An 8,155-nucleotide genomic window follows, 5' to 3' on the forward strand; every position below is an offset into this window, starting at 1 on the left:
CGGCCTTTAGAGCGCGCAACCAGATGAGACGCAAGAGCTAGGAGCCATTACGCAAGCAAGTGACGTGGCGGCTCTTAGAGGATCTACAGCGGCTACACCGCGAGCGCTCACTAACTGAGGCTAGGGAAGCGAAGTCGCTGCTTATCGCTTGCATCCTCGATCACTGCCGATGGTCTGCTGCCTTTGCCCGTTACCCGCTGCAGAGCCACCATTTGCCCTCAGGCGTAACACGCCGGCGCGCTTCTCTTGCCCCGGTTATTGAGCGCTCGCGGTGTAGCGGCTGTAGATCCTCTAAGAGCGATCAGCTATCCAGTCGAAGAAAGGCGGTACCTAGCTTTTGCGCTCCATCGGGTTGCCCGCTCCGGGCCATTTCTTTGGGTTGGCGGTTTCTTTGGGCCAGCAAAGAAAAGTGACTCGAGCGCCGGCAGGCGATCGAAAGCCCGCCGCAGGCAAGCCCGGTCGCGGAAACACTCCGCAAGAGCGATAGGCAAAGCACATCTGCGACCGCAACTACAAGCCGAAGAAGGCTACGGCTGCTGCGGTACTGTTCGCCGCGGTGGCGTCCACCGGTTCCCCGCGATCCCGCGCAACCTCCTCGCAGATGTGCCCCAGGTACATCGGTTCGTTGCGCCGGTGACTGGGCTGCGGACGCACGGTGCGCGGCAGCAGGTAGGGCGCGTCGGTTTCCAGCAGCAGGCGGTCGGCGGGAATCTCGCGCACGAACTGCCGCAGGTGGGTGCCGCGCCGTTCGTCGCAGATCCAGCCGGTGATGCCGATGTGGCAATCCAGCGCGAGATAATCCTTCAGCGCCTCGCGGGTGTCGGTGAAGCAGTGCACCACCGCCGCCGGCACGCGGTCGCGGTAGCGCCTGAGCAGCGGTAGGAAATCCGCGTGGGCGTCGCGCTGGTGCAGGAACAGCGGCATGCCCAGCTCCGCGGCGATGATGAGCTGGCGCTCGAACACCTGCAGCTGCACTTCGCGTGGCGAGTAGTTGCGGTGGTAATCCAGCCCGGTCTCGCCGACCGCGCGCACCTGCGGCAGGCGCGCCAGCTCGCGCAGGCGCGCGTCGGTGGCGTCGTCGTAATCGACCGCGTGGTGCGGATGCACGCCGGCGGTCGCCCACAGCACGCCGGGATGGCGCTGCGCGAGGGCCAGCGCCTGCTCACTGCCCTCGCGCGAGGCGCCGGTCACCACCATCCGCGTCACGCCTTGCGCCGCGGCGCGCGCGAGTACTTGCGCGAAGTCGTGGATGAAGGATTCGTGTGTGAGGTTGGCGCCGATGTCGACCAGCTGCATGGCTTGCCCGCAAAAAAGGGCATTGTTGCAGAGCAGGCCGGATTGGCAAGGCAGGAGCTTCCGGTGAAGGGCGCCCGGGACAATCGGCCGCCGCCTTAGCAGATCGCGTGGCCGCTGGCTCTCGGAATTTTCGCAATTGACGCCGACGCTCTCCGCACGCGAGCCTCGCTCTCTTTCGCCGCGGCGAGCGGGGCCGGAGCCCCGGTGGCTGCTTCACGCCACGCTGAACCGGGTGGCGCTGAACTTGCTTGCGCGATCATAGTCCGACCCAGTACGGCTCCTGCCACGCGCTCGCGCGCAGGCCGGGGGATGTGCTACCAATGGATTTCTCGTCGACGCGGGGGGTGTTGGCGGGTCGACCTGACTGGCGGGAGACACTGCATGTCGGCAGTTCCAACGCCGGCGGCTACCTGGGCGCTCACCATGGACGACCGCGAAGCGGCTGTCTGCGCGCTCCTGGTGTCGCGCGGCAACCTCAAGGACAGCGACCTCCATCGCGCGCGCCGCCTCCACGAGGAGGCGCCCGAAGGCACCCTGACTGCGTTGCTGGCGCGGCTCGGGCTGGTGTCCGAGCGCGACCTGGCCGAGGCCTGGTCCGAACTGCTCGGCGTGCCGCTGCTCGCCGCGCGCGACGCGCCGGAGATGCCGCCGGCCGAACCCGAGCTGTCGCTGCGCTTCCTCAAGCAGCAGCATGTGGTGCCGGTGCGCGAAGGCGAGGACGGCCTCGCGCTGGTGGTGGCCGATCCGGCCGACCCCTACCCGTTGCAGGCGGTCGAACTGGCCGCCGGCCGGCCGGTCGCGCTGCGCATCGGCCTGCGTTCGGAGATCGACGACCTGATCGAGCGCTACTACGGCACCGGCCGCTCGGCGATGGGCACCATCGTGGAAAACCTCGGCGGCGAAGCCAGCGAGGAGGACGACGTCGAGCACCTGCGCGACCTCGCCTCCGAGGCGCCGGTGATCCGCCTGGTGAATCTCATCCTTCAGCGCGCGGTCGAGCAGCGCGCCTCGGACGTGCACATCGAGCCGTTCGAGAACCGCCTGAAGGTGCGCTACCGCATCGACGGCGTGCTGCACGAGGTGGAGGCGCCGCCGTCCTCGTCCACCGCGGCGGTGATCAGCCGCGTCAAGATCATGGCCAAGCTCAACATCGCCGAGCGGCGGCTGCCGCAGGACGGGCGCATCCAGCTGCGCGTGCAGGGCAAGGAGCTGGACCTGCGCGTCTCCACCGTGCCGACCGCCTGGGGCGAGTCGGTGGTGATGCGCATCCTGGACCGCGAGTCGGTGGTGTTCGATTTCGCCTCGCTGGGCTTCACGCCGCAGTTCGAGAAGCGCTTCGTCGAGGTGCTCGAACGCCCCAACGGCATCCTGCTGGTGACCGGACCGACCGGTTCGGGTAAGACCACCACGCTGTACACGGCGCTTTCGCGGATCAACACACCGGACGTGAAGATCATCACCGTCGAGGACCCGGTCGAGTACCAGCTCGAGGGCATCAATCAGATCCAGGTCAAGCCGCAGATCGGGCTGGACTTCGCCAACGCGCTGCGCTCGATCATGCGCCAGGACCCGGACGTGATCATGATCGGCGAGATGCGCGACCTGGAGACCTGCCGCATCGCGATCCAGTCCGCGCTCACCGGCCACCTGGTGCTGTCCACGCTGCACACCAATTCGGCCGCCGGCGGCGTCACGCGGCTGCTGGACATGGGCGTGGAGGATTACCTGCTCGGCTCCACCGTCAACGCGATCCTGGCGCAGAGGCTGGTGCGCCGGCTCGATCCGGAGACGGCGATCCCCTATGAGCCCACGCCCGAGGTGATCGCCGAGTTCGAGCTGGAGAAATACACCGACGAGCGGCCGATCCGCCTGTGGAAGCCCGGCAGCAGCGCGGCCAATCCCACCGGCTACCGCGGCCGCCGCGCGATCGTCGAGTTCCTGGTGATGAGCGAACCGCTGCGCCGGCTGGTGATGCAGCGCGCCGACGCCAGCGAGATCGAGCGCGTGGCGCGCGCCGAGGGCATGCGCACGATGTACGAGGACGGCATTGCCAAGGCGGTCGCCGGCGTGACCACGCTGGAGGAGGTGCTGCGTGTCACGCAGGAGGGCTGATGCCTTTGCTCCCTCTCCCCTGCGGGGGGAGGGTTGGGGTGAGGGGTCGGGGCTTGCCCGAAACTCGCTCGTAGCGATCGCCGCGCTTTTGAAGAGCGCGAGCACGCGCGTCCCTGCCCACACTTCACCGCAAACCTTCCCTCACCCCAACCCTCCCCCCCTGCATCTATCAAAGATGGGGGAGAGGGAGCAGAGCCGCGCGTTGCTCTTGCGGCAAGGGGCCTGACATGGCCCAGTTCCGCTACCGCGCCATCAGCGCCGCCGGCGAGATGCTCGAGGGCCAGCTCGAGGCGCCGAGCCTGGAGGAGGCCATCGGCCGCCTGCAGGACCAGGGCCACACGCCGCTGGAGGCCAAGCCGGCCGATGCGATGGGCGAAGGCTCGGCGCTCGCCGCACTGTTCAAGCGCGGCCCGTTCACCGGCGACCAGCTCGCGCAGTTCACACACCAATTGGCCACGCTGCTCGGCGCCGGCCAGCCGCTGGACCGCGCGCTCGGCATCCTGATGGAACTGCCCGAGGGCGAGCGTGCCCGGCGCCTGGTCGAGCGGGTACGCGACCGCGTGCGCGGCGGCACTACGCTGTCGCAGGCGCTGGACGAGGAGCACGGCGTCTTTCCCAGGCTTTACGTCTCACTGGTGCGTGCGGGCGAGGCCGGCGGTTCGCTGGAGGACACGCTGCGCCGCCTGGCCGAGTATCTCGAGCGCGCGCAGCAGCTGCGCGGCAGCATCATCAACGCGCTGATCTACCCGGCCTTCCTGCTGGTCGGCGTGCTCGGCTCGCTGGTGCTGCTGCTGGCCTACGTGGTGCCCCAGTTCGTGCCGATCTTCGAGGACATGCAGGTGCCGATCCCCTGGATCACGCGCGCGGTGCTGTTCATCGGGCAGGTGCTCCAATCGTGGTGGTGGCTGATCCTGATCGCGCTGGTCGGCGGCATTGCGCTGTGGCGTGCCCGCCTGCGCGATCCGGCGATGCGCATGGCCTGGCATGCGCGGCTGCTGACCCTGCGCGTGGCCGGGCCGCTGCTGCTGAAGGTGGAGACCGCGCGCATCGCCCGCACGCTCGGCACGCTGCTGAAGAACGGCGTGCCGCTGCTCGCCGCGCTGGGCATCGCGCGCCAGGTCACCGGCAACACCGCGCTGGAGGACGCGCTGGCGCAGGCCGCCGAGCAGGTCAAGGGCGGCGGAGGGCTGAGCGCCGCGCTGGCGCGCTCGCAGCGCTTTCCCCGGCTGGCGCTGCAGATGGTGCAGGTGGGCGAGGAGGCCGGGCAGCTGGACGGCATGCTGCTGAAAGTCGCCGATACCTTCGACATCGAATCCAAGCGCGCGATCGACCGCCTGCTCGCCGCGCTGGTGCCGGCGCTTACCATCGTGATGACGGTGCTGGTGGCGATCATCATGGCGGCGATCCTGCTGCCGCTGCTGAGCCTGACGAGCAACATTCAATGAGGTTGGAGAACGCAATGAGCTTGAACGCCAAACGGAACCGGATGCCACGCGCACGGAACGGGCGCCGCGCGCGAGGTTTCACCCTGCTGGAGATGCTCGCGGTGATCGTGCTGATCGGCATCATCGGCGCGGTGGTGGTCACGCAGGTCGGCAAGAACGTGGACAAGGGCAAGTACGGCGCCGGCAAGGCGCAGCTGACCACGCTCAGCCAGAAGATCGAGAACTATGCGCTGGACAACGGCTCGCCGCCGGCGCAGTTGAAGGACCTGGCGGTCAAGCCCGCCAACGCCCCCAACTGGCAGGGCCCGTACGCCAAGCCTTCCGACCTGGTCGATCCGTGGGGCCATGCCTTCGGCTACAAGTATCCGGGCGAGCACGGCAGCTTCGACCTGGTCTTCTACGGCCAGGACGGCCAGCCCGGCGGCGACGGCTACAGCAAGGACGTCGGGAACTGGCAATGAGAGCGGAAGCCCGGGCATGGGGAATGCGGGGCATGCCGGTTCGCCGGGCGAGCCCGGCGTTCGGTTTCGGCCAGGCGCCCTGCGGCCGTTCGCGGCGCACCGGTTGCCGGTTGCCGGTTGCCCATTCCCGGCACGCCCGCGGCTTCACCCTGCTCGAAATGCTGGCCGTGATCCTGCTCATCGGCATTGCCGCGGCGGCGGTGTCGGTGTCGGTGAGCCAGGGCCTCGCCAGCGCACGCGTGCGCGCGGCCAGCGTCGAGCTGGCCGCGGCACTGCGCGCGACGCGCACGCAGGCCATCGTCAAGGGCAAGGACCAGACCTTCGACATGGACACGAGGGCCGCCAGCTACCGCGCCGCCGGCGGCAAGCAGGTCGCGTTGCCCAAGGGCATGGCGCTGTCCATCACCAGCGCCCGCGAGGACCAGCCAGACAACCATACCGGCCGCATCCGCTTCTTTCCCGACGGCAGCTCCACCGGCGGCCACATCGTCCTGCAGCGCGGCGCGCGCCGCTGGCAGATCAACGTGGCATGGCTCACCGGGGCGGTGAGCGTGGTGGCCTCATGAGCTTTCCGATGCCCAGGCATGCAGCGCGCGCGCGCGGCTTCAGCCTGCTCGAAGTCGTCGCCGCCGTGCTGTTGCTGGCGATCACCTTCGCCTCGCTGATGCGCGTGGCCGGCAGTTCGCTCAACCTCACCGCGCGTTCGGCCGAGCGCAGCGAGGCGGCCATGTGGGCGCACAGCCTGCTCGACAGCGCTTTCGTGCTGGAGCCGATCCGCGTCGGCCGCAGCAGCGGGCGCTTCGACCAGCGCTACCGCTGGCAGCTCAGCGTGCAACCGTTCCAGCCCGCACCGGCGGCGCCCGCCGCCGGGCCGCAGGCGCCGGCTTCGCCGCTCAGGCTCTACCGGCTCGACCTGGACGTGCTGTGGAAGAGCGCCGGCCACGACTACAGCGCACGCTTCAGCACCCTGCGCGTGGGCGGTCCGCAGCTCTCGGCGGGGAACGGGGCATGAGCGCGACGCGCTCCCGCGGCTTCAGCCTGATGGAAGTGCTCGCCGCGCTGGCGCTGCTGGCGTTGCTGCTGGTGGGGGTGTACTCGGGCATCCGCACCGCCTCGCGCAGCGTGAGTGCCGGCAGCGCGGCGGTGGAGCGCCTCGATGCGGTGCGTTCGGCGCAGCAGTTCCTGCGCCGCGAGCTGGCGCAGGCGATGACCCAGCAGCTGGCCAAGAATCCCGGCAACGACGAGGCGATCTTCTTCAAGGGCGACGCCCGTTCGATGAGCTTCGTGGCGCCGCTGCCCGGCTACCTGGGCCGGCTTGGCCCGCAGGCGCAGACGCTCGAGCTGGTGGACAACGGCAAGGGCGGCCGGCGGCTGCAGGTCCGCTTCGCGCTGCTGCCGCCCGGCGGCCAGCCGCTTGCGCCGGGCCCGCCGCAGGTGCTGCTGGAGGACGTGCGCGAGGGCGGCTTCCAGTACCGCGGCTTCGATGCCCAGGGTCGTGTGGGTGCGTGGAGCAGCGACTGGCCGCAGGGCAGCCGCCTGCCGCAACTGGTGCGCATCGACCTGCGCCTGGCCGGCACCGGCTACTGGCCGCAGTTGACGGTGCCGCTGCGCGTGGACGCCTCGGCCAACCAGCGTGCCTTCGCCATGCTCGGGCGCGACGGCCCGGTGCTCGCCTGGAGCCGGCCATGAGCGCGCGCAGCCTGCATTCCCAGCGTGGCATCGCCCTGCTGCTGGTGCTCTGGGCCTGCACGCTGCTGGCGATCATGCTGGGCGGCTACGCCATGCTGGCGCGGTCCGAGGGCCTGCAGGGGCGCTACCAGTTCGCCCAGGCCCAGGCGCAGTACGACGCCGAGGCCGGGCTGGCGCGGGCGATCTACGGCCTGCAGGATCCGCAGCTTTCCCAGCGCTGGCTGGCCGACGGGCGGCCATACGCGTTCCAGTTCGGCGGCGCCACGGTGCGGGTGAGCGCGGTCGACGAAGGCGGCAAGGTCGACTTGAACGCTGCCTCGCCGATCGTGCTGCAGGGCCTGTTCCGCGCCGCGGGCCTCGGCCAGGACGCCGCGCAAAGGCTGGCCGCGGCGGTGGTCGATTGGCGCGGCGCGGACGCCGGAACGAAGATCGGCATGGACGTCTATACGGCCAGCGGCTACAAGCCCCGACATTCGCCTTTTCTAAGCATCGAGGAACTGCAGCAGGTGGCGGGCATGACCCCGGCGCTGTATCGCGCGGTGGCCGATGCGATCACGGTGTGGTCCGGACGCGAGAGCCCGGACCCGAATACGGCCCAATCGCTGGCGCTGGCCTCGATCCCCGGGATGACGCCCGAGCGCGTCGCGCAGGTGACCGCGGCGCGGCGCAACACCCGGCCGGGCGTGGCGGGCCTGTTCGCAGGCAACGGGGTGACGCATAGTATCCGTTCGGAGGCCACGATGGCCGACGGCACGCGCGCCGTGCTGCATGCCACCGTTCGCCTGCAGGGTGTACGTGCGGGCGCGCAGCCCTATGCGGTGCTGCACTGGCGGGAGGGTGACCGCGAATGACGACCGCAACGCAATCGCTGCGTCCGCAGCTGGACCGCCTGCGCCGCGGCTGGCGCGCCTCGCCGCTGCCGCGTTTCTTTGCCTGGTGGGGCGGCGAGCTGGCGGCGCTGCTGCCGGTCTCCTGGCGCCGCCTGTTCGGCGGCGGCGCGCAGTGGTACCTGCTGCAGCGGACCGACGAACGCTGGGAACTGCGCCGCGCCGGCGAAGCCGAAGCGCGCGCGCAATGGCCGCGCGGCACCGAGGCGGCGATCGAGCAGGCTGCGCTTGCCGCGGCGATCCGCGAAGTCGACCGCGAGGACCT

8 protein-coding genes and 1 pseudogene are annotated in these 8,155 nt (G+C 69.9%); 8 read left to right on the forward strand and 1 reads right to left on the reverse strand.

Features of this window, described 5'->3' with window-relative positions; all coding sequences use genetic code 11:
- Nucleotides 1-510: 510 nt before the first annotated feature.
- Nucleotides 511-1,296, reverse strand: coding sequence for a TatD family hydrolase (locus tag HOQ08_RS04140; protein ID WP_291191952.1), 786 nt, complete (start codon nucleotides 1,294-1,296; stop codon nucleotides 511-513).
- Nucleotides 1,297-1,719: 423 nt separating this feature from the next.
- On the opposite strand from HOQ08_RS04140, the gene gspE reads away from it, so the two are divergent.
- The 8 genes and pseudogenes from gspE to HOQ08_RS04180 all read left to right on the forward strand — a co-directional run.
- Nucleotides 1,720-3,408, forward strand: coding sequence for a type II secretion system ATPase GspE (gene gspE / locus HOQ08_RS04145; RefSeq protein ID WP_291191964.1), 1,689 nt, complete (start codon nucleotides 1,720-1,722; stop codon nucleotides 3,406-3,408).
- 227 nt (nucleotides 3,409-3,635) lie between these two features.
- Nucleotides 3,636-4,853, forward strand: a complete 1,218-nt coding sequence (gspF, locus tag HOQ08_RS04150) for a type II secretion system inner membrane protein GspF (RefSeq protein WP_291191954.1) — start codon at nucleotides 3,636-3,638, stop codon at nucleotides 4,851-4,853.
- A 41-nt stretch (nucleotides 4,854-4,894) separates the two neighbouring features.
- Nucleotides 4,895-5,314: a type II secretion system major pseudopilin GspG gene (gspG, locus tag HOQ08_RS04155; RefSeq protein WP_291191956.1), complete on the forward strand. Its 420-nt coding sequence runs from the start codon at nucleotides 4,895-4,897 to the stop codon at nucleotides 5,312-5,314.
- Between the two features lie 110 nt (nucleotides 5,315-5,424).
- Complete coding sequence (locus HOQ08_RS04160) at nucleotides 5,425-5,880, forward strand: GspH/FimT family pseudopilin (protein ID WP_291191966.1); 456 nt, start codon at nucleotides 5,425-5,427, stop codon at nucleotides 5,878-5,880.
- A gap of 8 nt (nucleotides 5,881-5,888) precedes the next feature.
- Nucleotides 5,889-6,326: a prepilin-type N-terminal cleavage/methylation domain-containing protein gene (locus HOQ08_RS04165; protein ID WP_291191958.1), complete on the forward strand. Its 438-nt coding sequence runs from the start codon at nucleotides 5,889-5,891 to the stop codon at nucleotides 6,324-6,326.
- Nucleotides 6,323-7,003, forward strand: a complete 681-nt coding sequence (locus HOQ08_RS04170; RefSeq protein WP_291191960.1) for a type II secretion system protein GspJ — start codon at nucleotides 6,323-6,325, stop codon at nucleotides 7,001-7,003. The genes HOQ08_RS04165 and HOQ08_RS04170 overlap by 4 nt, the downstream gene beginning before the upstream one ends.
- Nucleotides 7,000-7,854 carry a type II secretion system protein GspK gene (locus tag HOQ08_RS04175; protein ID WP_291191962.1) on the forward strand — a complete coding sequence of 285 codons (855 nt, stop codon included), beginning with the start codon at nucleotides 7,000-7,002 and terminating at the stop codon, nucleotides 7,852-7,854. Before HOQ08_RS04170 ends, HOQ08_RS04175 begins: the two co-directional genes overlap by 4 nt.
- Nucleotides 7,851-8,155 (forward strand): annotated as a pseudogene (locus HOQ08_RS04180) (fimbrial assembly protein); the annotation flags it as partial. The gene HOQ08_RS04175 and the pseudogene HOQ08_RS04180, both read left to right, overlap by 4 nt.

The organism is Frateuria sp., from assembly GCF_013362045.1.
Taxonomy (GTDB): Bacteria; Pseudomonadota; Gammaproteobacteria; order Xanthomonadales; family Rhodanobacteraceae; genus Frateuria_A.

Excerpts from the sequence above, each read along its gene's own strand:
- gspF (WP_291191954.1), top strand. The coding sequence starts at position 3,636 with ATGGCCCAGTTCCGCTACCGCGCCATCAGCGCCGCCGGCGAGATGCTC.
- gspG (WP_291191956.1), top strand. The coding sequence starts at position 4,895 with ATGCCACGCGCACGGAACGGGCGCCGCGCGCGAGGTTTCACCCTGCTG.
- gspE (WP_291191964.1), top strand. The coding sequence starts at position 1,720 with ATGGACGACCGCGAAGCGGCTGTCTGCGCGCTCCTGGTGTCGCGCGGC.
- HOQ08_RS04165 (WP_291191958.1), top strand. The coding sequence starts at position 5,889 with ATGCCCAGGCATGCAGCGCGCGCGCGCGGCTTCAGCCTGCTCGAAGTC.
- HOQ08_RS04175 (WP_291191962.1), top strand. The coding sequence starts at position 7,000 with ATGAGCGCGCGCAGCCTGCATTCCCAGCGTGGCATCGCCCTGCTGCTG.
- HOQ08_RS04170 (WP_291191960.1), top strand. The coding sequence starts at position 6,323 with ATGAGCGCGACGCGCTCCCGCGGCTTCAGCCTGATGGAAGTGCTCGCC.
- HOQ08_RS04140 (WP_291191952.1), bottom strand. The coding sequence starts at position 1,296 with ATGCAGCTGGTCGACATCGGCGCCAACCTCACACACGAATCCTTCATC.